General features: G+C 65.2%; 23 protein-coding genes. 6 read left to right on the top strand and 17 right to left on the bottom strand.

All coding sequences use genetic code 11. The features are described 5' to 3' along the window. Positions 1–102: 102 nt before the first annotated feature. Entirely contained in the window at positions 103–927 is an 825-nt protein-coding gene (locus tag FBY33_RS06565; RefSeq protein WP_142029838.1) for a sugar phosphate isomerase/epimerase family protein, read from the bottom strand. A gap of 187 nt (positions 928–1114) precedes the next feature. On the opposite strand from FBY33_RS06565, the gene FBY33_RS06560 reads away from it, so the two are divergent. The 5 genes from FBY33_RS06560 to FBY33_RS06540 all read left to right on the top strand — a co-directional run bounded on the left by FBY33_RS06560 (position 1115) and on the right by FBY33_RS06540 (position 5733). Continuing rightward, positions 1115–2452 carry an MFS transporter gene (locus tag FBY33_RS06560; protein WP_142029837.1) on the top strand — a complete coding sequence of 446 codons (1338 nt, stop codon included), beginning with the start codon at positions 1115–1117 and terminating at the stop codon, positions 2450–2452. Between the two features lie 35 nt (positions 2453–2487). Continuing rightward, positions 2488–3399 carry a transketolase gene (locus FBY33_RS06555; protein WP_142029836.1) on the top strand — a complete coding sequence of 304 codons (912 nt, stop codon included), beginning with the start codon at positions 2488–2490 and terminating at the stop codon, positions 3397–3399. After that, complete coding sequence (locus tag FBY33_RS06550; RefSeq protein ID WP_142029835.1) at positions 3396–4415, top strand: transketolase family protein; 1020 nt, start codon at positions 3396–3398, stop codon at positions 4413–4415. The genes FBY33_RS06555 and FBY33_RS06550 overlap by 4 nt, the downstream gene beginning before the upstream one ends. Positions 4416–4531: 116 nt before the next feature. Beyond that, positions 4532–5191 carry a GntR family transcriptional regulator gene (locus FBY33_RS06545; protein WP_142029834.1) on the top strand — a complete coding sequence of 220 codons (660 nt, stop codon included), beginning with the start codon at positions 4532–4534 and terminating at the stop codon, positions 5189–5191. Positions 5192–5283: 92 nt separating this feature from the next. After that, positions 5284–5733, top strand: coding sequence for a DapH/DapD/GlmU-related protein (locus FBY33_RS06540; protein ID WP_142029833.1), 450 nt, complete (start codon positions 5284–5286; stop codon positions 5731–5733). A 31-nt stretch (positions 5734–5764) separates the two neighbouring features. Here FBY33_RS06540 and FBY33_RS06535 read toward each other — a convergent pair whose 3' ends face one another. From FBY33_RS06535 to FBY33_RS06515, 5 genes are read right to left on the bottom strand one after another with little or no spacing between them, the layout of a single operon-like run. Beyond that, the gene (locus FBY33_RS06535; RefSeq protein ID WP_142029832.1) at positions 5765–6820 is read right to left on the bottom strand and encodes a LacI family DNA-binding transcriptional regulator; all 1056 of its coding nucleotides are present in this window, start codon (positions 6818–6820) and stop codon (positions 5765–5767) included. Further along, positions 6820–8304 (bottom strand): glycoside hydrolase family 1 protein, encoded by a 1485-nt coding sequence (locus tag FBY33_RS06530; RefSeq protein WP_142029831.1) that lies wholly within the window; start codon positions 8302–8304, stop codon positions 6820–6822. The genes FBY33_RS06535 and FBY33_RS06530 overlap by 1 nt, the downstream gene beginning before the upstream one ends. Beyond that, positions 8301–9218 (bottom strand): carbohydrate ABC transporter permease, encoded by a 918-nt coding sequence (locus tag FBY33_RS06525; protein WP_142029830.1) that lies wholly within the window; start codon positions 9216–9218, stop codon positions 8301–8303. Before FBY33_RS06525 ends, FBY33_RS06530 begins: the two co-directional genes overlap by 4 nt. Further along, complete coding sequence (locus tag FBY33_RS06520) at positions 9215–10207, bottom strand: carbohydrate ABC transporter permease (RefSeq protein ID WP_142029829.1); 993 nt, start codon at positions 10205–10207, stop codon at positions 9215–9217. The genes FBY33_RS06525 and FBY33_RS06520 overlap by 4 nt, the downstream gene beginning before the upstream one ends. A 2-nt stretch (positions 10208–10209) precedes the next feature. Continuing rightward, on the bottom strand, positions 10210–11502 hold the full coding sequence (locus FBY33_RS06515) for an ABC transporter substrate-binding protein (protein WP_142029828.1): 1293 nt from the start codon (positions 11500–11502) through the stop codon (positions 10210–10212). A 291-nt stretch (positions 11503–11793) separates the two neighbouring features. Between FBY33_RS06515 and FBY33_RS06510 the strand changes: the two genes are divergently transcribed. Then, the gene (locus FBY33_RS06510; RefSeq protein ID WP_142029827.1) at positions 11794–13719 is read left to right on the top strand and encodes an adenylyl cyclase; all 1926 of its coding nucleotides are present in this window, start codon (positions 11794–11796) and stop codon (positions 13717–13719) included. A 66-nt stretch (positions 13720–13785) separates the two neighbouring features. Here FBY33_RS06510 and FBY33_RS20805 read toward each other — a convergent pair whose 3' ends face one another. The 11 genes from FBY33_RS20805 to FBY33_RS06455 all read right to left on the bottom strand — a co-directional run bounded on the left by FBY33_RS20805 (position 13786) and on the right by FBY33_RS06455 (position 21681). Next, entirely contained in the window at positions 13786–14031 is a 246-nt protein-coding gene (locus tag FBY33_RS20805; protein WP_142029826.1) for a hypothetical protein, read from the bottom strand. Continuing rightward, on the bottom strand, positions 14031–14987 hold the full coding sequence (locus FBY33_RS06500) for an urease accessory protein UreD (RefSeq protein ID WP_142029825.1): 957 nt from the start codon (positions 14985–14987) through the stop codon (positions 14031–14033). Before FBY33_RS06500 ends, FBY33_RS20805 begins: the two co-directional genes overlap by 1 nt. Next, a complete protein-coding gene (gene ureG, locus FBY33_RS06495; protein WP_142029824.1) occupies positions 14984–15601 on the bottom strand; it encodes an urease accessory protein UreG in 618 nt (205 codons plus the stop codon). Before ureG ends, FBY33_RS06500 begins: the two co-directional genes overlap by 4 nt. A gap of 25 nt (positions 15602–15626) precedes the next feature. Further along, positions 15627–16295: an urease accessory protein UreF gene (locus FBY33_RS06490; protein WP_142029823.1), complete on the bottom strand. Its 669-nt coding sequence runs from the start codon at positions 16293–16295 to the stop codon at positions 15627–15629. Positions 16296–16445: 150 nt separating this feature from the next. Next, on the bottom strand, positions 16446–16925 hold the full coding sequence (gene ureE, locus FBY33_RS06485) for an urease accessory protein UreE (RefSeq protein ID WP_142029822.1): 480 nt from the start codon (positions 16923–16925) through the stop codon (positions 16446–16448). A gap of 26 nt (positions 16926–16951) precedes the next feature. Then, positions 16952–18697, bottom strand: a complete 1746-nt coding sequence (gene ureC / locus FBY33_RS06480) for an urease subunit alpha (RefSeq protein WP_142029821.1) — start codon at positions 18695–18697, stop codon at positions 16952–16954. After that, positions 18694–19047, bottom strand: coding sequence for an urease subunit beta (locus FBY33_RS06475; protein WP_142029820.1), 354 nt, complete (start codon positions 19045–19047; stop codon positions 18694–18696). Before FBY33_RS06475 ends, ureC begins: the two co-directional genes overlap by 4 nt. Positions 19048–19058: 11 nt before the next feature. Then, positions 19059–19361, bottom strand: coding sequence for an urease subunit gamma (locus FBY33_RS06470; protein ID WP_142029819.1), 303 nt, complete (start codon positions 19359–19361; stop codon positions 19059–19061). Positions 19362–19458: 97 nt separating this feature from the next. Then, complete coding sequence (locus FBY33_RS06465; protein ID WP_142029818.1) at positions 19459–20010, bottom strand: cysteine hydrolase family protein; 552 nt, start codon at positions 20008–20010, stop codon at positions 19459–19461. A gap of 79 nt (positions 20011–20089) precedes the next feature. Further along, on the bottom strand, positions 20090–21094 hold the full coding sequence (locus FBY33_RS06460) for a LacI family DNA-binding transcriptional regulator (protein ID WP_142029817.1): 1005 nt from the start codon (positions 21092–21094) through the stop codon (positions 20090–20092). Continuing rightward, positions 21094–21681 (bottom strand): HhH-GPD-type base excision DNA repair protein, encoded by a 588-nt coding sequence (locus tag FBY33_RS06455; RefSeq protein ID WP_142029816.1) that lies wholly within the window; start codon positions 21679–21681, stop codon positions 21094–21096. The genes FBY33_RS06460 and FBY33_RS06455 overlap by 1 nt, the downstream gene beginning before the upstream one ends. Positions 21682–21695 lie beyond the last annotated feature (14 nt).

Here is a 21695-nt window from a genome sequence, read left to right as displayed (position 1 = left end):
GCTCCTTGAATTGTGTGCGTGGATGGCTTGTTTGGGTGGATCGATTGCTCCGTAACTGCCGTTATGAGGGGCCATAACGGCAGGTATGGAGCAGTCGATGGTTCAAATGAGGTCGGTGATGAAGCTTGCCGCCTTTGCGGCGGCGGCCGGGCGTTCGTCGTTGGTGACGTCCCGGGTTTCCAGTTCCAGCGAGAAGTGGCCGGCGTAGCCGTCCGCGGCAAGCCGCTTCAGGCCACCGGCGAAGTCGGCGTCGCCGTTGCCGATGCTGAGGTTGATGTTTCCCGGCACGGCGTCGCGCAGGTGGACGTGGCTGATGAGGCCCCGGTGCCGGTCCACGTAGGCCCCCACGTCCTCGCCGGACGCCACAATGTGGCTGAAGTCCATGACGATTCCCACGCCGGTCCCCGCCAGCCGGTCGGCAAGCATCCCCGCCCGCTCCAGGTTCCAGCAGAACCGCAGGAAGTGCAGGGATTCGGTCCAAAGTTCGACGCCGAATTCGGCGGCGCGCCGGCCGGCACCTGTGAGCTGGGCGGCGATGAGGTCGAGGTCCTCCCCGACGCTGCGCACCGGGGTGTGGTCCAGTGCGCCGCAGGGCAGCACCAGGGCCTTGGCTCCGATATTGGCGGTTAGGGTGAGCAGGGCGTCGAGATGGCGCTGCCTGACGGCTTCGCCGTCGCCATCCAGCACCGCGTTCAGGTCCCCGATGTCGCCGTTTACGGACCGGACCCGCAGGCCCGAGGCCAGAACTTCCCCGGATACAGCAATAACGGCTGCTTCTGTCAGTTCATAGGGAACGTGGTCGCACACTCCGGGCAGCGCACCGAGGTCGATCTCCTCGAAGCCCAGCCCCTTCATGCTGCGCAGGGCGGCGCCCAGGTCCTGGTGCCGGAAGCTGATGGATGAGCACCCGAGTCTGGAATGGAACATCATTGATCCTCTGGTTCGTGCCGAGCAGTAGTGATGGGGACCACAGTAGCCTCGTTAACTGTCAACAGTCAACTATCAAAGTCGACTGTTGACAGTGAAGATGATGTGGGTCACACTGGTTCCTATCAATCTGTTAACAGTCGACAGCGGCGGAATTCCTCCAGCCGCTCTTCGAAAGGGAACCACCATGAGCAAAGATGCTCTGACCATGCGCGGTCCGGTCCACGGCACCAAGGACGCCAGGCGAGTTGCCATCGGATCCGGCGTGGGGGCCGTCATCGAGACCTATGACTTCATCGGCTTCGGCACCGCTGCCGCACTGTACTTCGGCACCGCATTCTTCCCCGGGAGCGATCCCGTCACCGGCACCCTGGCCTCCTTCGCCACCTTGGGCGTCGGCTTCGCAGCCCGTCCCCTGGGCGGCATCATCGGCGGCCACCTCGGTGACAAGGTGGGCCGCAAGCCCGTCCTGGTGGCCTCGCTGATCCTGATGGGCTTGGCCACGTTCGCCATCGGCCTGCTCCCCACCTACGCGGCGGTCGGGCTGCTTGCCCCCGCACTGCTCGTCTTCGTCCGCATCGTCCAGGGCCTGGCCTTCGGCGCGGAATGGGGCGGCGCCATCCTGATGAGCTACGAGCACGCGCCCTGGAAGTCCAAGGGCAAGTACACCGGCATTGTCCAGGCCGGCTTCCCCGTGGGCCTGCTGCTGGCCAACCTGACGTTCCTGTTCAGCGTCCAGCTCGGCAACGAACTTGCCTGGCGCCTGCCGTTCCTCGCCAGCATCCTGCTGGTGATCGTGGGCCTCATCATCCGCTCCAAGGTCCCGGAGTCCCCCGTCTTTGACGAGGTCAAGGACAGCGGCGCCATCGTGAAGGCCCCCATCGTCGAGGTCATCAAGACGGACTGGCGCAACATCGTCAAGGGCATCGGCCTGCGCATCGCCGAAACTGCCGGCTACGCAGTATCCATCACCTACATGATTTCCTACATCAACAGCCAGCACCTGGCGGACAAGAGCCAGACCCTGATCGCCCTCTGCATCGCCTCGGCCATCGGCATCTTCGCCACCCAGGCCTGGGCTGCCTTGACCGACCGCATCGGCCGCCGCCCCCTGTACATCTGGTCAACAGCCTTTGCCGCCCTGTTCGCGATCCCGATGTTCCTGCTGGTCAACACCGGCCTGTTCATCGCCATCATCATCACCATCGTGATCTCGTACGCGGTCTGCCAGAACTCCCTGGCCGGCGCCCAGGGCGCCTGGTTCCCCGAGCTCTTCCAAGCCAAGACCCGCGCCTCCGGTGCCAGCCTGGCCTACCAGATCTCCGCCATGGTTTCCGGTTTCACCCCGTTCATCACCACCCTCCTGTTCGTCAGCTTCGGCTGGATGGGCCCGGCGCTGCTCTTCGGCACCTACGCCCTGATCGGACTCTGGGCGGCCTTCGCCACCCGGGAAACCTGGGGCAAGCGGGAGCGCGAGCTGGCAGATGAAGCCACCAAAAGCACCCCCAACACTGTCAACGCCTGAATAACGTCACGCACCAAACGATCACGGAGCCAGTAATGCCGACAGAAACCGTCCAGGACGCCGCCCCGCAGGGACGAATACTGCAGACCGCAGTGACCCCGGAACGTGTGGACAAGATCAGCGCCGCCGCCTACCGGATCCGGCACCACGCCCTGAACATGGGCGAGGTCCAGGGCCAGGGATACGTGGGCCAGGCGCTCGGCGCCGCGGACATGCTCGCCACCGTCTACGGGGACCAGCTGAATTTCCGCGCCGAGGACCCGCACTGGGAGGGCCGCGACCGGTTCCTCCTCTCCACCGGCCACTACGCCATCGGCCACTACGCCGCCCTGGCTGAGGCCGGCATCGTCCCGGTAGGGGAGCTGGAAACGTACGGATCGGACGATTCGCGGCTGCCGATGTCCGGGATGTCCACCTACACACCCGGCATGGAAATCTCCGGCGGTTCGCTGGGGCACGGCCTGACCATCGCCGTCGGCATGGCCCTGGGCCTGCGCTACCAGGGCTCCGGTGCCCGGGTGTTCAACTTCCTCTCCGACGGTGAGCTGGACGAGGGCTCCACCTGGGAAGCCGCCATGGGCGCCCACCACCACCAGCTGGGCAACCTCACCGCCATGGTGGACATCAACGCCCTGCAGGCGGACGGCAAGACGGACACCGTGCTCCGCACCGAGCCCGTTACGGAAAAGTGGGAATCGTTCGGCTGGTACACCCAGCGGGTGGACGGGAACGACGTCGGCGCGCTGCTGGCAGCGTTCGACAACGCAGCTGCCCAGGCCGCCGCCGTCGGACGTCCCTCCGTGATCCTGTGCGACACGAAGGTGGGCCGGGGCGTGCCGCTGCTGGAAGACCGCGAAAAGGCGCACTTCATGCGCATCGAAGAACACGAATGGCAGATCTGCCGCGAGCAGCTCACTGCCGGTTATGAAGGAAAGGCTTCAGCATGAGCACCACCACGGAAGCTCCCAACACGACAACAGCCGCGAAGCCGAAGCTCAAGACCTCGGCCATGATCGCCTCCTTTGCCGACCCCGGCCAGAAAACCAGCTCCGCGCCGTTCGGGCACGCGCTGGTCAAGGCCGCGCAGGAGAACGACAGGATCGTTGGCCTCACCGCGGACCTGGGCAAGTACACGGACATGCACATCTTCGCCAAGGCCTTCCCGGAGCGGTTCTTCCAGATGGGCATGGCCGAGCAGCTGCTCTTCGGCGCAGCCGCCGGCCTGGCTGAGACCGGGCTGGTGCCATTCGCGTCCACCTACTCGGTGTTCGCAGCCCGCCGCGCCTACGACTTCCTGTGCCTGGACGCGGCCGAGCCGAACCTCAACGTGAATATCGTGGGCGGCCTGCCGGGCCTCACCACCGGATATGGCCCCAGCCACCAGGCTACGGAGGACATGGCGATCTTCCGCGGCATGCCCAACCTGACCATCGTGGACCCGTGCGATTCGGTGGACATCGAGCAGGCCGTCCCGCAGCTCGCAGCCTCCGAAGGACCCACCTACCTGCGCCTGCTGCGCGGCAACGTGCCCACCGTGCTGGATGAATACGGCTACACGTTTGAACTGGGCAAGGCCAAGGTCCTGCGCGGCGGCAACGACGTTGTGTTCATCTCCTCCGGCCTGATGACCATGCGTGCCCTCCAGGCAGCAAAGGCGCTGGCGGCACACAAGGTGGACGTCGCCGTCGTGCACACCCCCACCATCAAGCCGTTCGACGCCGAGACTGTGCTCGCGGAGATCAACACGGACCGCCTGGCCGTCACTCTGGAAAACCACTCCGTGGTGGGCGGGCTGTTCGAAACCGTTGCCTCCGCCGTCGTGACTGCCGGCCTCGGCAAGCGTGTGGTGCCCGTGGCACTGCCGGACCAGTTCCTGGACGCCGGCGCACTGCCCACCCTGCACGACCGCTACGGCCTGGCCGTGGACCGCATCGTAGCCAAGGTCCTCGCAGAGCTCGGCTAGGGAAACCAGAAATGCAGAAAGCACGGCACCGTCCCGGCCGGTTCCGTGCTTTCTGCCGTAAGATCAAACCATTACCGACTGTAAACAGTCGACTTATGACATTGAGGACAGAAGCCATGGCCGGATTGACTGCCCCGCTGCTGGGACTGGAAAGGAAGAGCCTGCGCGAGCAGGCGCTCTCCGCGCTGCGGACAGCCATCACCAGTGGTGAGCTGGAACCGGGCCGGCACCTGGTGGAGACCGAACTGTCCGAGATGCTGCAGATCAGCCGCGGCACCCTCCGCGAAGCCCTCCGTCAGCTGGAGCAGGAAGGCCTGCTCTCCGCAGGACCCCGCGGAAGGCTGTCGGTCCGGCACCTGGACGGGAAGGAAATCCGGGACATCTACGCCGTCCGCGCCGCCCTGGAGTCCCTCGCCGCCCGGACGCTGTGCGAACTGCCGGACCGGCAGCAGGTCACCGAATCCCTGCACAAAGCCGTTGACGCCATGGATGCCGCAGCCAACGGCACCCTTGAGGAACGGATCGAATCCGACCTCGAGTTCCACCGCACCCTCTGCCGGCTCACGGGGAACGAGACGCTGCTCCACTCCTGGGAGTCACTGGAGGGCTCCATCCGGATGTCCATCATGTTCGCGGGCCTGGAAAAGGGTGTCAGCAACATGAGCGTGGACCGCCACAAGGACATCGTGGCTGCCATTGACACCGGCGACGCGACACTGGCCCGGAAGACCATCCTGGAACACATGGACACCGCCGCCGCGAACCTGGTGGCGTAGCACCCTTTCAGCCTCCCATTCGGGAATCCCAGGGCGCTCCCGCCCGTTAACTTACTGCGCGGTAAATAGCCGCGGCGTTAACGAGGGATGGTATGACCGCAAAGTTTGTGTCAGTTGAGGACGACGCCGGGAAGGTCACCCGGTATGCCCGCCACGACAACGGCGGCGGGCTCATTGCGCCCGGTGCCACGGTGGCGGACAGCGCCAGGATCGGGGCCCTGACCTACGTGGAACACGGCGCCAGAGTTGGTTCCGGCTGCCGAATTGGACACGGCAGCTGGATCGACCGGGACGCGACCATCGGTGACCGGACGGTGATCGGGGACGGCGTGCGCATCGGCCGGGGCACGGTAATCGGCAACCGGGTGCACATCGGCAGCCACTCGAGGATAGGCTCCAGTGTCCTGATCGAGCACGGCGTCCATCTGGATACCGACAGCACAGTGCCGGACGGCAGCGAGGTCCTGGCCGGCGCGCACTCACGTCTGGCACCGGGAAGGCACCGGACCCACCGGAAGACCAAGGGCGGGATCGCGGCCTAATCCTTCGCTGGGCAAGAGCCGGTACCTGCGGTCAGGAGGCAGTGCTTCCGCGGACCACCAGTTCCGCCGGATAAATGACGGACTCCAAGGCGATCCCCGGCTCCTCAATGGCCCGGGCGAGAAGCCGTCCTGCGGTGGCCGCCATGTCAACCATAGGATGGGCCACCGTGGTGAGTCCCAGTCCGTTTGCCGCCTGGATGTCGTGGTTGTCGAAGCCCACCACCGCCACGTCATCCGGGACGCGACGACCCGCGGCGCGAAGAGTCTCCACGACGCCAAGCGCCATGAGGTCGGATGCAGCGAACACGCCGTCCAGCCCAGGCGTCCCGTCCAGGAGGCTCTTCGCGGCGTCGGCACCTCCCGCCGTCGTAAAGTCGCCGTGGATGACGGGCCCGGCTTGGAGGCCGGCTTCCCTAAGTCCCTGCAGCCATCCGTCCAGGCGGTCGACGGCGGCCGTCATGTCAGTGGGGCCGGCGATACTTCCGAGCCTGGTGCGGCCGATGCCCGCCAGGTGCCGTGCCGCCAGTCGTCCGCCCTCGAAGTTGTCGAGGTCAACGTAGGGAATCCCGGATGCCGTGTCCCACGGCCTGCCGATGAAGACAGTTGGCAACCCGGTGGCGCCCAGGGTTTCTACCCAGTCGTCAGCGCGGTGGTGGGACACCACGATTGCACCGTCGACATGGCCACCGCGAAGGTAGCGGATGGTCCGTGCAGAGTCGTCCCCTGCCCGTGACATGAGCAGGACCAGCTGCAGGTCCGTGTCCCGGAGTGCTTCATTGACTCCGGTGATCACCGCGGCGAAATACGGGTCCATCATGACACGGGCGTCCGGCTCAGGGATGACCAGCGCCACCGAACCTGTCCGCCGGGTGACCAGGCTTCGCGCCGCACGGTTTGGCGTGTAACCCAGCGCCACGATCGCAGCGTCAACCGCGGCCTGGGCTTCCCGGCTCACCTTGGATCCGCCGTTGATGGCACGGGATGCAGTGGAGCGGGACACCCCGGCGGCCGACGCCAGGTCCTCCAGTGTGGGACTGGTCCGCCCTGCCACGGGAGGGGCCGCCGGGCGGCTGGAGTTTGCGTTCATTACACCGACAATACGACACCCTGACCTGGCTGCGGCACGAGGTTGCCGCGCACTGGAACGGCGTTGGTGGATGCCACTGCCGAGTACCATAGACCGCTCGCTTTCGGGATGCGTTCCTGGGTTGGATAGTCCACCCGGACCAGGCCAAAGCGCTGGTGGTACCCGAAGGACCATTCAAAGTTGTCCAGCAAGGACCATGCGAGATAACCACGGACATCCACGCCGTCTCCAATGGCCGCGTGCACAGCTTCGAGATGGGCTGCGAAGAACCCCAGCCGGTCCTGGTCGTCCACAAATCCGCCGGCGTCGGGAACGTCATCATAGGCTGCACCGTTCTCCGTGATGTAGATCGGGATCCCTGCCGGGCCCGTATACTCAGCCTGCAGGCGGTTGAGCAAACGCCGTAGACCTTCCGGCTGAACCTCCCAGCCCATCCCCGTCACCGGCAGGCCGCGGGGCACGGAACGCGCGCCGTCAGCCGCCAGGAACGGTGAGGACACCGGTCGGGCCGCCTGCTCCGGATCCGCCGTCGTCTTCTGCCCGGCCTCGTCCCTCACGTCCGCCGGGTCCTTCGTAAGGGATTCCCCGTGGTAGTAGTTCACGCCCAGCAGGTCCAGGGGCGTCGAAATGGTCTCCAGGTCACCATCCTGCACCAGGTCAGCCAGGCCAAGGTGCGCCACATCCGCGAGCAGATCGGCGGGGTACTCCCCCCGGAACAGCGGGTCCAGGAAGATCCTGTTGAACTGGCCGTCGATCCTCCTTGCCGCATCCCTGTCGCCCTCGCTGCCGGGATCCCGCGGGTCCGGGACCGTCAGGTTTAGGGTGATGCCTACTGAGGCCCCGGAGTCCTGACGGTGAATTTCCCCGGCCGCGAGGCCATGGCCGAGCAAGAGGTGGTGGGCGGCAGCCAAAGCCGCACGCGAGTCCTGGCGCCCGGGTGCGTGGATGCCGGCCGCATAGCCGAGGAAAGCTGAGCACCACGGTTCGTTGAGGGTGGTCCAGATCCGGACCCGGTCCCCCAGCGCACTGTGCATGAGGGCCGCGTACTCGGCGAAACGGTGGGCCGTGTCCCGGTTGGCCCAGCCGCCATTGTCCTCGAGTGCCTGGGGCAGGTCCCAGTGGTAGAGGGTGAGCCAGGGCGTAATGCCTGCTGCCAGCAGCTCGTCCACCAGGTGGGAGTAGAAGGCGATGCCTTCGGGGTTGGGCGTGACGCCGTCGGGCATGCACCGCGCCCAGGACGTGGAGAACCGGTAGGCCTTCATGTTCATGTGTGCCATGAGGGCTACGTCCTGTTTGTAGCGCCGGTAATGGTCGCAGGCAACGTCCCCGTTATGCCCGTCAGCCACCGCCCCGGGCTGGCGTGCGAAGACATCCCAGATGGAGTCCTGCCGCCCTCCGGTGTGTGCCGCGCCTTCGATTTGGTAGGCAGCTGTTGCCGCGCCCCAGAGGAAGCCCTCCGGAAACGGAAGTTGGGTGGAACTCATCCTTTGACTGCTCCTTGCATAATTCCAGATACGAGTTGCCTGCCTGCCACAACAAAGAGGAGCAGGAGCGGGATGGTGGCCAGGACGGCACCAGCCAGGACCACGGAGTAGTCCACGAAGTGGGCGGCCTGCAGCAGCTGCAGGGCCACCGGGAGGGTGGGGTTCGACGGGTCCAGGACAATGAACGGCCAGAAGAAGTTCGTCCATGTGGCCACGAAGGTGAACAGGGCGAGCATGGCGGCAGCAGGGCGGGCGGCCGGGAATCCGATGTACCAGAAGGCCTGGATCATTGAGGCACCGTCCATCCTTACCGCCTCGATGAGTTCATCCGGAAGGGCGTCACGCAGATACTGCGTCATCCAGAACACGCCGAAAGCCGTCACGACGCCGGGGATGATGACGGCCCAGAGCGAGCCGGTCCACCCCAGTTTGGACATCACGATGAACAGCGGGACCACGCCGAGCTGGGTGGGAACCGCCATGGTTGCGATGACGAACACCAGCAGCCCCTTGCTGCCCCGGAAGCGGAGCTTGGCGAAGGCGAACCCGGCCAGGGTGGAGAACACGACGACGGAGGCCGCAGTCACGCACGAGACGATGAGGCTGTTGCCCATGGCCTTCCAGAACGGGATGCTGTCAAAAACTTTGGCGGCGTTGGCCAGGAAGTTACCTCCGGGCAGCAGCGGGATGCCGCGGCTCAGGACGGTGTTGTCATGGCTGCCCACCAGGAAGGACCAGTACAGCGGAAAGAGGGATCCCAGGAGGACAGCAACGAGGAAGCCATAGGTGAGGAAGCCGGGCCTGCGGGCATCCCCCCTGCCGGACCCGGAGCGCCGGGCGCGGGGCCCGCGGCGGGCCGCAGCCCGGGCGGCCGCCTTGCCGGCCGTCTGTTCGATCATGGGAATTGAACTCATTTGCGGCCTCCCTGGCTTGCGATGCGCTTGGTGATGAGGAAGTTGAGCAGGGCAATCAGCACAATGATGAGGAAGAGCAGCCAGGCCACGGCCGAGGCCCTGCCAAAGTTGCGCTGGCCCCATCCGAGTTCCCAGATATACATCGTCAGCGTCTGCCACTGCCGGTCCGCTCCGCCCAGGCCTGACTGATCAAAGACCCGCGGCTCGTCGAAGATCTGCAGGCCGCCGATGGTGGAGGTGATCACCACGAAGATCACCGTGGGCCGCAGCATGGGGACGGTCACGGAGAAGAACTGCCGCAGCCGGCCCGCGCCGTCGATGGTTGCCGCTTCGAACACATCCCGCGGGATGGCCTGCATGGCTGCGAGGAAGATCAGTGCGTTGTAGCCGGTCCAGCGGAAATTCACCATGGTGGCGATCGCCAGATGGCTTGCAAGGGAATCGGAATGCCACCGGACCGGGTCCAGCCCCGCCGCCTTCAACATCTCATTGATCAGGCCAAACTGGTCCGCGAAGAGGTTGTTGAAGATCAGGCCCACGGCCACCGGTGCCACGACGAACGGCACCAGCACCCCCATCCGCCAGAATGTCCTGGCCCTCAGGTTCGCGTCCAGCACCGCCGCTACCACCAGGGCAATGACAACCTGGGGAAGGGAAGACAGGACGAAGATACTGAAGGTGTTGCCCACCGCGTTCCAGAAGTAGGGCTGGGCCACCGCGAAGGCGTAGTTTTCCAGGCCCGTGAACTTCCCCTGCCCGCCAATGAGGTTCCAGCTGTGCAGCGAAACCCACGCCGTATACACCAGCGGGAAGAGCCCGGTGAGGGCAAACAGGATGAAGAACGGCGAGATGTAGAGGTAGGGGGACACCTTGACGTCCCACTTGGACACCTTCTGGGAGAAGGCCAGGCGCCGGACACCCTTCGTCCCTTCCGGAGGCAGGGACTGCCTCCTGGGGCTCCGTGGCTTGACCCGGTCGGTGACAGCCATGCTTAGAGGGACTTCACTGCGGTAACGAACTTCTCCCAGGAGGAGGCGGCGTCGTCCGTCTTGTCGACGTCCACGCGGGTGAGGGCCTGCTGCATGGCGTCATTGATGGCGAAGAATTTGGTGCCCTTGAAGGGGGTCACGTCAACGGCCTTGGCCCGCTCGGCAAAGATTTCGCCGGTAGGGGCGCCGTTGAAGAACGCATTCGTCTGGCCGAGCAGTGCGCTGCTGTCCAGGGCTTCCTTCTGGCTGGGGAAGGTGCCCTTGGCGGTGAATGCCTTGATCTGCTGCTCTGGCGCCGTCAGCCAACCAGCCAGCTTCTTAGCCTCGGCCTGGTGTGCGCCCTGGGTGGGAACCGTCAGGTAGGAGCCGCCCCAGTTTCCGCCGCCACCGGGGAAGACGTTGGCCACGTCCCAACCGGCTACCCCGGACGCGTTGCCCTCGATGACACCGAGCATCCAGCCCGGGCAGAGCGTAGTGGCGAAGGCGCCGGTTTGGAAACCGGAAGCCCAGTCATCGCTCCACTGCTTGAGGTGGGCGGACAACCCGTCCTCGGTGGAGGCTTTCAGAACCTGCTTGTAGGTGTCCTTGACCTGCTGGTTCTCCGTGGCGATGACGGTGCCGTCTTCCTCCTCGTAGACCTTTTCAAGCTGATTGCTCATGCCTTGGTAGATTGCCCCTGCCGAATCGAACCATGCAGAATCCGGGCTTGCGGCCTTGAATGCCTTGCCGGCCTGGAAGTAGCTGTCCCAGGTGGTGCCCAGCATCTTGGCCACCTCCCCGCGCTCCGTGGGCAAGCCGGCCTTCTTGAGCAGTTCGGCGTTGTAGCAAACGGCTTCAGGGCCGGAATCGGTCCCGTAGCCAAGGAGCTTTCCGTCAGGGGTCGTGGCGGCCTCGGCCTTCCAGTCCAGCCACCGCCCTTCCACTGCAGAGTCCTTCAGGTCGGCGAAGCGGTCCGGATACTGCAGGAGTTCCGGAAGCCAGTCCACCTCTACGGCTTCGATGTCGGACAGCCCGGAGCCGGCGGCCAGGCGCGTGGTGAGGTTGTCGCGTGCCTCGTTGGTGGTTGCCGCCTTCTTGTGCTCGATGGTGACGTTCGGATTCAGCTCTTCATATTCCTCAAAGAGTTTTTCGTAGCCGAACTCATTGAACGTGCCCACCGTGAGCGTTACGGGCTCAGATCCGGTAGCGCCGTTCACGCCGGTCTCCTCGGGAGCCGCGGATCCGCAGCCGGTGAGCGAAAGGGCAAGGCAGGCGGCGGCAGCCGAGAGCACGGTGAACTTGCTGGCGATTTTCACAGGGGAAGACTCCTTCGTCAGGGATGCCCTATCGATCCGCGTGCACGGTCGGAGGCAGGGAGAGTGGAGCGGTCTGGATGGCCGGCACGGCGGCCGCCTGTGGGAGCGCTCTCACACATGGTGTCCCACCTCACAAGGAATTGTCAAGAACTTTTAGGAGCGCTCCCACCGACCCTTGCTGCCACAGAGCCCCGGTGTTACGCTTCCCCGACGGGAGCGCTCCCACCACTCGACCGGGCTGCCAAAGGCAGCCGTCATGGTCGTCCAGCCCCACCACTGACAGGACCAGCAATGCCGCTAGCCTCACGCCCTGATTCAACCGGCCCCTTTCCGGCGGAGCGCCGGCGTCATCCCGCCACCGTTGCCGCCGCCACCGCACTTCTCGTTGGACTTTTCGCCGCCGGCGGTACCGCTCCGGCACAGGCCGAACCGTCAGCCCCGAAGCCCGCGGTACAGGCTCCGGCGTCGCCAACGCCCCCGGCACAGACTTCGCAGAACCCGTTCGGACCCAATACGTACGTATTCGACCCCGGCATGCCGGTGGCGCAGATCCAGGCCACGGTTGATGCGATCGCCGCCCAACAGGTGGACGATGAAATGGGCTCAAAGCGCTACTCACTGCTGTTCAAACCCGGCACCTACGGCACTCCCGAAGAGCCGCTGATCGTCCAGGTGGGCTATTCCACCGAGGTGGCGGGGCTCGGCGCTGCCCCCACTGATGTCACCATCAACGGCCACGTGGACGTCTACAACCGCTGCCTCACCGCGGACAACTGCATCGCGCTGAACAACTTCTGGCGCTCCCTGTCCAACCTCACCATCAATGTCACGGGTCTCGAAGGCTGCCGCAGCTCCGCCAACTTCTGGGCAGCATCCCAGGCCTCCCCCATGCGCAGGGTCAACATCACCGGCGGCAACCTCTCCCTGATGGACTACTGCACCGCCGGCCCGCAGTACGCCAGCGGCGGCTTCATAGCGGACTCAAAGACGGGTGCCGTCATCAATGGCTCCCAGCAGCAGTACCTGGTGCGTGACAGCAGCATTGGGAGCTGGTCCAACGGAGTCTGGAACCAGGTGTTCTCGGGCGTGACAGGGGCACCTGCAGACTCCTTCCCGGACCCGCCATACACCACGCTGCCCAGCACTCCCGTCAGCAGGGAAAAGCCGTACCTGACGGTGGACGCGGCCGGGCAGTACAGCGTGTTCGTGCCCGCCGCCCGCCAGGACTCTGCCGGCACCACGTGGGAAAACGGTCCCACTGCGGGCCGCAGCATTCCGTTGGCAGACTTCTACGTCGCAACGCCCAACGATTCGGTGCAGACCATCAATTCGCAGCTGGCCCGTGGTAAGAACCTGCTCCTTACCCCCGGCATCTACGACATCGACCGGAGCATTGAGGTCAAGCGGGCTGGAACTGTTGTCCTAGGACTCGGAATGGCCACACTGTCCGCAGTCAACGGATCAGTTCCCCTGACAGTCGCGGATGTCCCAGGAGTAGACATTGCCGCTGTCACCGTTGATGCCGGCGAGATGAATTCCCCTGCCCTGATGCGCATCGGGAAGGCAATCCCGGGCGCGGGGAGCGGACCGGCCACCTCTGCCGCCCATAACGATCCGACCAACCCCACCACGCTCCACGATGTGTTCTTCCGCATCGGTGGGCCCCACGTGGGCAAGGCCTCGGTCAGCCTGGAAGTCAACAGCGACAACGTCCTCCTGGACCACATCTGGGCGTGGCGCGCCGACCACGGCAACGGTGTCGGTTGGACCACCAACACCGGCAGGAACGGCGTAATCGTAAATGGCAACAACGTCACCGCCACGGGCCTGTTCGTGGAGCACTATCAGGAGTACAACGTCATCTGGAACGGTGAAGACGGCAAGACCGTCTTCTTCCAGAATGAACTGCCCTACGACGCCCCCAACCAGGCTGCCTGGCAGCATGACGGGGTTCTGGGCTGGGCCGGCTACAAAGTGGCAGACGCCGTCAAAACCCACGAACTGTGGGGCGGCGGCAGCTATGTGTACAACAACGTGGACCCCACCATCCACGCCACCCGCGGCTTCGAGGTCCCGGTGACGCCCGGTGTGAAGCTGCACAGCCTGCTGACGGTGAATCTTGGCGCCGGGACACTGGACCACGTGGTCAACGAGACCGGAGCGCCGGTGTCAACCGACGCCGTCGGAGTTCCCAGCTATGTAGCCGATTTCGGCTAAGCGGCTGCAGACCGTTCAGTAAGGATGGTGGGCGTGGTGCCGGCAGTGAACGCCGGCACCACGCCCTTATTCGTTCCGGGGCTGCCTCGACGCCAGTGCGGCGCCACCCCAGGCCGCCAGCAGCAGCGCTGCCAGCGGCAGGCCGGCGTCACCCAGGTCGATGGATCCAAGCCACGCAATCAGCGTGTTTCCGGCAAGCATAAGTGCGACGGCGGCAGCATGCAGTGCGGCCACGGCACCGAAGGTGAAGAGCGTCCGGGTCCGGAGCGGCAGCGCGTCCCGGACCCGGTAGAGCGCGGCGAGGCTGGCCATCAGTGCTTCCTCAGGTCCAGCGGGCCCTGCCCATACCAGCGTTCGCGCAGGTAATCGGTGCAGGATCGAAGCAGCAGGTTCAGTTCATCGGTGCTGTTGGAAAGGCTGCGCAGCACCAGCCCGGTGGTTCCGGACACGGTGCGGGTCAGGGAGATGCCGGTCAATGCTTCGCGGCCGCCGGTCAGCCCATGCAGTTCGTCGGCGAGCGCCTGGTCCACCCGCGCGTCCACCACCACCAGCGAACCCAGGTGGCTGTAGCCCTCCATGAAACCGGGCCCGTTGACGTCGTGGAGCGGCGGACGGATGAGCAGGTTGTCCAGCGCCAGCAGTGGGGTGCCCTGATCAGCTTCGACATGGATCTCGTTCCGCAGCCGGACTTCCTCGTACCGGAAAGCGGCCCCGTCCGGCGACCAGCCGGGCGTCACCACTTCCGCCATGACAAGGCTCGACGACGGCCGCAGGGTCACAGAAGTCCGTTGCCGGTAGCTGGCCTCCCGGTAGGCGATGAGCTGGTCCGGCATGAGTTCCAGCCGCGCCCCCTCCCCCAAACGGACAGCCATCCGCTGCTCAGCAAAAGACCCGGGAGTGCGATAAACCTTGGTCGCGGACTGCGTCGTCAGCAGCAGGTCAGCTCCGTCCCCCACCTTCACCTCCACGAGGAAGAGATCAGCCCCAAGATAAGCCCCACCAGGATTGACGACGACATAACAAACCTGCCCGGAGTCATCAAGGTAGTGAGGTCGCATCACCCGTAAGGCACCTTCATGGAATTGGTGCGAGGCAAGAGACTTCCCCCCGCGCGCCTCGACGCCCAACTCCAAACGACCTCGCACTGGGCGAACAGCGGACGCGGATGAAGGGGGCCGCGGCGTGGTGGGCACCGCGAAGCGGGCACGGTCCCCTTCGTCCGCGGGCGCCGCCCAAGGTGACTGGACGCTGGAACTGCTTGAGGTCATTGCGCCAGGTCAAGCATCAGGACGTCGTGGCGTATCCAATCGATGACCTTGTACAGTCCTTCGTCAGTTTTGAGGTTGGTAAAGCAGAACGGCTTAGACCCTCGGAACTCGCGGGAATCCCGTTCCATGACTGACAAGTCCGCGCCGACATGGGGTGCGAGGTCGGTCTTGTTGATGATGAAGAGGTCGGACTTGATCATTCCCTGGCCTGCTTTGCGCGGGATTTTCTCGCCTTGGGCCACGTCGATGATGTAGATGGAGAAGTCCACGAGTTCGGGGCTGAAGGTGGCGGAGAGGTTGTCGCCGCCGGATTCGACGAAGATGACCTGCAGGTCTGGGTGCCGTGCCTTGAGTTCCTCAATGGCGGCGGTGTTCATGGAGGTGTCTTCGCGGATGGCGGTGTGGGGGCAGCCGCCGGTTTCGACACCGATGATCCGGTCCACGGGAAGGATGCCGTTGGCGGCGAGGATTTTGGCGTCCTCGATGGTGTAGATGTCGTTGGTGATGGCGGCCATGGAGATCTCGCCGCTCATGTGCCGGGTGAGCCGCTCCACCAGCTGGGTTTTGCCGGCACCGACGGGTCCGCCGATGCCGATCTTAATGGGTTCAGACATGCGTCCTCCTTGAAATAAAAAGCGGTCAGCTCATGAACATCCGGGCACGTTGGCGTTCGTGCCGCATTTGCGAAATTTCGAGTCCGGGGCTGACGGCGCCAAGGTCGTCCGGCGTGAGGCGGGCGATCACTTCGATGGCGGCACCGACGCCGTCGTGAGCTTTCCGCAGCACCCGCTGCCCGGCGTTCTGGCCCAGGGGGATGGCACGGACGGCGTTCTGCGTCAGGGTGGTGACGGTGGCGAAAAGGTAGGCGGCGAGCGCCTGCTGCTGGGGCACGCCCAGGGAGCGGGCGACGACGGCGAACGCCAGCGGCTGGTGCCCGGCGGCGCGGCCCGTGGTCACCAGGTCCCGGTACAGTTCCAGCGCAGGTGAGGGAAACACCTCCCCACCGATCTCCAGCAGCCGGGACCCCATCTTGAGGCTGGCCTCCCGAACCTGCCGCGGCAGAAGAGAAGCAGACAAGAGAGCATCCAGCTCCCCCAGATCAACACCCTCATAGAAGAGCCGAACGGCCAACCCATCCGAGTATGCGAGCGACTGCGAGATGAAGGCGCCGAGCCAGATTCCGAAAGTCCCTTCATCAAAAACGAGCTCCCGATCGATGTACGTTTCAAACCCAAAAGAGTGAGCAAAAGCCCCAGTAGGAAGCGCAGAATCGGTGAGCTGCTGAAGAGCAAGCTGGTAACTGCTCACTGCAGTGCCGCCCAACGGTACGGAGCATCGTGACGGCCCGGATTGGGGGCCGCGGCGTGGCGGGCACCGCGAAGCGGGCACGGCCCCCAATCCGGGCCGTCGCACCCAAGGGACACCTCCCGTGCAGCGCGCAGCGCGGCGACAGGACTACTAGTGCGAGTGCTCAGCATGGCGGAAAGGTACAGGGAGGACGCGTTCCTGGCGGGTGTAGGGCACTGAGTTGTGGCGGAGGTAGTCCTCGACGGTGTGGTCGTAGGCGCACACCATGACGTCGGCTCCATATTCAGACGACGCGTGAAAGAACTGTGCCTGGAGGTGCCGGTTGCCGAGGGAGTGTGCGGTGACGCCCATTTCGTGGATGGTGCGGGGCGCGATGACCAGGACGTCGGTGGGCAGGACGGAGACGACGATCATGTTGGTCTCGTCCACGTGCAGGATGTCGCCGTCGCGGAGGTCTCCGGAGCCGGCGGGGAGGCGGATGCCGATTTCCTTGCCGTGGTCCGTGGTGGCGCGCTGGATGCGTTTGACGAGGGAGGCGCTGGGAAGCACCACTTTTTCCCGGTGGAGCCCGGCGTAGGTTTCAGGGTCCGGCAGGTCATGCAGGTTGCCGAGGACTTTGTCGATAATCACATGGGACTCCGGGGGCTTGGAAGAAATCAGAAGAGGAAGTAGCGCTGGGCCATGGGCAGGACGTCGGCGGGTTCGCAGGTGACGTCCTCGCCGTCGACCGTTACCTGGTAGGTTTCGGGGTCCACCTGGATGTCGGGTGTGGCGTCGTTGTACTTAAGGTCCGCCTTGGTGAGGGTCCGAATGCCGGAGACGGGCCGGATGACCTTTTCCAGCCCCAGCTCCTGGGGCACCCCGCCGTCGATCGCGGCCTGGGACAGGAAGGTGATGGAGGACTGCTGCATGGCCCTGCCAAAGGTGGCGAACATGGGCCGCATGGTGCGGGGCTGCGGAGTGGGGATGGAGGCATTCGCGTCACCCATCAGGGCGTAGGCGATTTGGCCGCCTTTGAGCACCAGTTCGGGTTTGACGCCGAAGAACGCAGGATCCCAGAGCACCAGGTCGGCGAACTTGCCCACCTCCACGGAACCCACGGAGTCCGCGATGCCCTGGGCCATGGCCGGGTTGATGGTGTACTTGGCCACGTAGCGCTTGAGCCGGAAGTTGTCGCTGCCCTCGGAGCCGTGCGCACCGCCATCATGATCTTCCAGCACACCCCGCTGCTTCTTCATCTTGTCCGCCACCTGCCAGGTGCGGGTGATGACCTCGCCCACCCGCCCCATGGCCTGGGAGTCGGAGGAGGTGATGGAGAAGATGCCCAGGTCCTGCAGGACGTCTTCGGCGGCAATGGTTTCGGCGCGGATCCGGGAATCGGCAAACGCGACATCTTCGGGGATGTCCGGGTTGAGGTGGTGGCACACCATGAGCATGTCCAGGTGCTCTTCAATGGTGTTGCGCGTGTACGGCAGCGTGGGGTTGGTGGACGCGGGCAGGACGTTGGGCATGCCCGCGATCCTGATGATGTCCGGGGCGTGCCCGCCGCCGGCACCCTCGGTATGGAAGGTGTGGATGACGCGGCCGTCGATGGCGCGGATGGTGTCCTCCACGAAACCGCACTCGTTCAGGGTGTCGGTGTGGATGGCCACCTGGACGTCGTACTCGTCCGCCACCTTGAGCGAGGTGTCGATGGAGGAGGTGGTGGATCCCCAGTCCTCGTGGACTTTGAGCCCGATGGCACCGGCGCGGATCTGCTCGGCCAAAGGTTCCACGGCGGAGGCGTGCCCCTTGCCGAACAGGCCGATGTTCATGGGCAGCCCCTCGGCCGCCTGCAGCATCCGCTGGATGTGCCACTTTCCGGGAGTGACGGTGGTGGCCTTGGTGCCTTCGGCAGGGCCCGTGCCGCCGCCGATCATGGTGGTGATGCCGGTGGCCAAGGCGGTGGGCACCTGGTCCGGGGAAATGAAGTGGATGTGGGTGTCGATGCCGCCGGCGGTAAGGATTTTCCGCTCCCCGGCGATGATTTCGGTGCCTGCCCCGATGACGATGTCCACGCCGTCAGTGATCTGCGGGTTGCCGGCCTTGCCGATCTTGAGGATGTGGTTGTCCCTCAGGGCGACGTCCGCCTTGTAGATGCCGGTGTAGTCCAGGATCACCGCGTTGGTGATCACGGTGTCCGGGATGGCGTCGCCCTGGCCGTCGTCGTCCCTGACCGCCTGGCCGTTCTGGCCCATGCCGTCGCGGATCACCTTGCCGCCGCCGAACACCACTTCCTCGCCGTAGACGGTGAGGTCTTTTTCGATCTCCAGGAACAGGTCGGTGTCCGCCAGGCGGATCTTGTCCCCGGCGGTGGGCCCGTACAGGTCCGCGTACTGCCGGCGTGGAATCCCGAAGCTCACTGGGCGCCCCCTTCCGTAACAGACCCGCCCGGGCGGGCGCCGCCGTCGAGCTTTCCATTGACCGCGTTGCTAAGCCCGAAAACCTCCCGGCGCCCGACCAGCGCGATCAGCCGCACGCTCCGCGAATCCCCCGGTTCAAAACGGGCAGCCGTCCCAGCGGGGATGTCCAGGCGCCGGCCGTAGGCGGCGTCCCGGTCGAAGGACAGGGCTGCGTTGGCCTCCGCAAAGTGGAAGTGGGAACCCACCTGCACGGGCCGGTCGCCGGTGTTGGTGACAGCAACCTCGATTGCCTCCCTGCCCGCGTTCGCGGTCACGGGTTCCGGCCGGAGAACGTACTCGCCTGGAATCATTGCGGTTCTCCTCAGCGGATGGGGTTGTGGACGGTGACCAGCTTGGTGCCGTCGGGGAAGGTGGCCTCGATCTGGACGTCGTGGATCATCTCCGGCACGCCCTCCATGACGTCATCGCGGCCCAGCAAGGTGGTGCCGTAGCTCATGAGCTCGGCAACGGTCCTGCCGTCCCGGGCGCCCTCGATCAGTTCGTAGCTGATGATGGCCACGGCCTCGGGATAATTGAGTTTCAGGCCGCGTGACTGCCGGCGCCGGGCCAGGTCTGCGGCCACCACGATCATGAGCTTTTCCTGCTCACGCGGCATCAGATGCATGGACTTCCCTTCGACGGCCAACGGCGTGGGGTCCAGCGTAGACCCGGCACGTTTCCACCAGGTTTCAGCAGCATCGGGCCGCTCTATCCAGCAGACCTCACTGATTGAGCCGGCCCAGGATCTCCCCGCTGGACTGGACCGGCTGGCGGTAGGTGGTGGAGAGGATGCGGAGCATGTCGGCCGCGTCCTGGTCGTCTTCGGAGGCCATGGCATCCTTGGCATACGTCACGCGGATGTTGTGTGCGAAGGCGTCAGCGGCAGTCTGGGCGATGCAGTTGTGGGTGGAAACGCCGGCGAGCACCACCTCGTCGGCTCCCCAGTTCCGCAGCCGGGCCAGCAGGTTGGTGCCCACAAACGCGCTGTCCCTGGTCTTGTTCAGCTGGGGCAGGTCCTCGGTGACGAGCCCGGGCACCGATTGGGCCTGCCCGCTGCCGCGGAAGATGAACCCCTGGTCGTCGTCAAGCATGCTGAGGGTCCAGGTGGATTTGTCCCGCTCGTGTTCGGTGCCTACCAGCAGCGCCTTGTGTCCGGCGGCCTTGAACCCTTCCAGCAGGCGGTTGCATTCGCTGACCACCCGCTCCTGCTGGGCCGCCAGCTCGGGGGTTTCGAAGAACGCGTTCTGCATGTCGATGACCAGGAGGGCAATCATGGGGGCACCTTTCCGTCTCTTGAACCGGTGCCATTTCTGTACCCGCAACCGGCGCAGGCAAAACCTGCATACGCAGAATCTAGGGCGCGGATTCCCGGATCTTCAGCTCGAATCCGGCCTCCACGTGCACGCCCGCACCGGATGTTTCACGGCCGGCGATACGGTCCAGCAGCAGGCCGATCGAGCGTTCGGCGATCTCGTTCATTCCCGGCGAGACGGTGGTCAGGGACGGGGACGCGAACCGGGCTTCGTCGATGTCGTCAAAGCCGGCCACGGCCACATCCTGCGGCACCTTGACTCCGCGGATCAGGAGTTCGTGCAGTGCGCCGAGCGCCAGTACGTCATTGAGCCCGAAGACGGCGTCGAATTCCACGCCTGATTCCAGGAGCCCGGCCACGGCTGCGGCACCGGTGTCACGGCGCCATACCGCGGGCACCACGAGCGCAGGGTCGAACGGGATGCCCGCCTCCCCCAGCGCCTTCCGGTACCCGTTCAGGCGCAGGCCCGCGCTGCCGGCGGATTCCCCGGCATTGGCTCCAATGACGGCGATACGACGGCGGCCGGCGGCCAGCAGGTGCGCCGTGAGCGCAGCCGCAGCTTCCTCGTTCTTCATGGTCACCAGGTCAAAGCGGGGATCCATGATGTGCTCGCCGAGCATCACCAGCGGCTTGGTGCCGGCCCGCGCGGCAATGGCCTCGGCGTCCACCACCAGCGGTGTGAACAGCAGGCCGTCCGTAAGCTGCCGGAACGTCCCCTGCAGGGCGCCAAGTTCAACGGCCGCGTCGGCATCGGACTGCTCCACCAGCACACGGTAGCCGTGGCGGGAGGCGGCCTTCATCAGTTTGGAAGCGAGTTCGGCGTAGTACGGGGCGGAGAGATCGGACAGGACCAACCCCAGCATGGAGGTCTTGCCGGACCGGAGGCTGCGGGCAGTGAGGTTTGCCTCGTAGCCCAGCTCCGCAATGGCGTCCTGCACACGCTGCTTGGTGGCCGGCCGGATGAATTCGTAGTCGTTCAGGACATTGGAAACGGTCTTGAGGGAAACGCCCGCCGCGCGCGCGACGTCGTTCATGGTGACTGCCATTAACGTTCTTTCCCTGCTTTCGCCGCCGCTTTGGCAGCCTGCTTGCTGGCGCGCACCTTTGCCAGGGATTCCGGATCCACGATGTCTGCCACCGAAAGGTAGCTTCCGTCCTCGCCGTAGTGGCCGGCGGCTTCACGCCATTCGTGCGCCTGGAGGCCACGCTGCTTGCCCAGGAGGGCCAGGAAGATCTTCGCCTTCTGCTCACCGAATCCGGGCAGGGCCTTAAGCCGGCGCAGCACCTCGGCGCCGTCCGGTGAACCTTTGGTCCAGATGGCCGCAGCGTCGCCGTCCCACTCGTTTTGGACGGCCTCGGCCAGCGCCTGGACCCGGGCGGCCATGGAACCCGGGAAACGGTGGACGGCGGGCCGTTCCTTGAACATCTCCACGAACGCCTGGGGGTCCTGGGCGGCAATGGCCTCCGGCTTCAGCGACCCAATCCGGCTGCGGATCTTCTCAGGACCGGCGAAGGCCGATTCCATGGTCACCTGCTGGTCCAGCAGCATGCCGGTCAGCAGGGCGAAGTCGTCCTCACTCAACAACTTGTCCGCGGCGGGATCGCCCGTGATGTGCAGTTCCATGCCGTCCATCCTCCCACCTGCGG

The organism is Arthrobacter sp. SLBN-112, from assembly GCF_006715225.1.
Lineage (GTDB): Bacteria > Actinomycetota > Actinomycetes > Actinomycetales > Micrococcaceae > Arthrobacter.
Note: the sequence above shows the minus strand (reverse complement) of the source record. Positions and strands in the feature narration are given on the sequence as shown.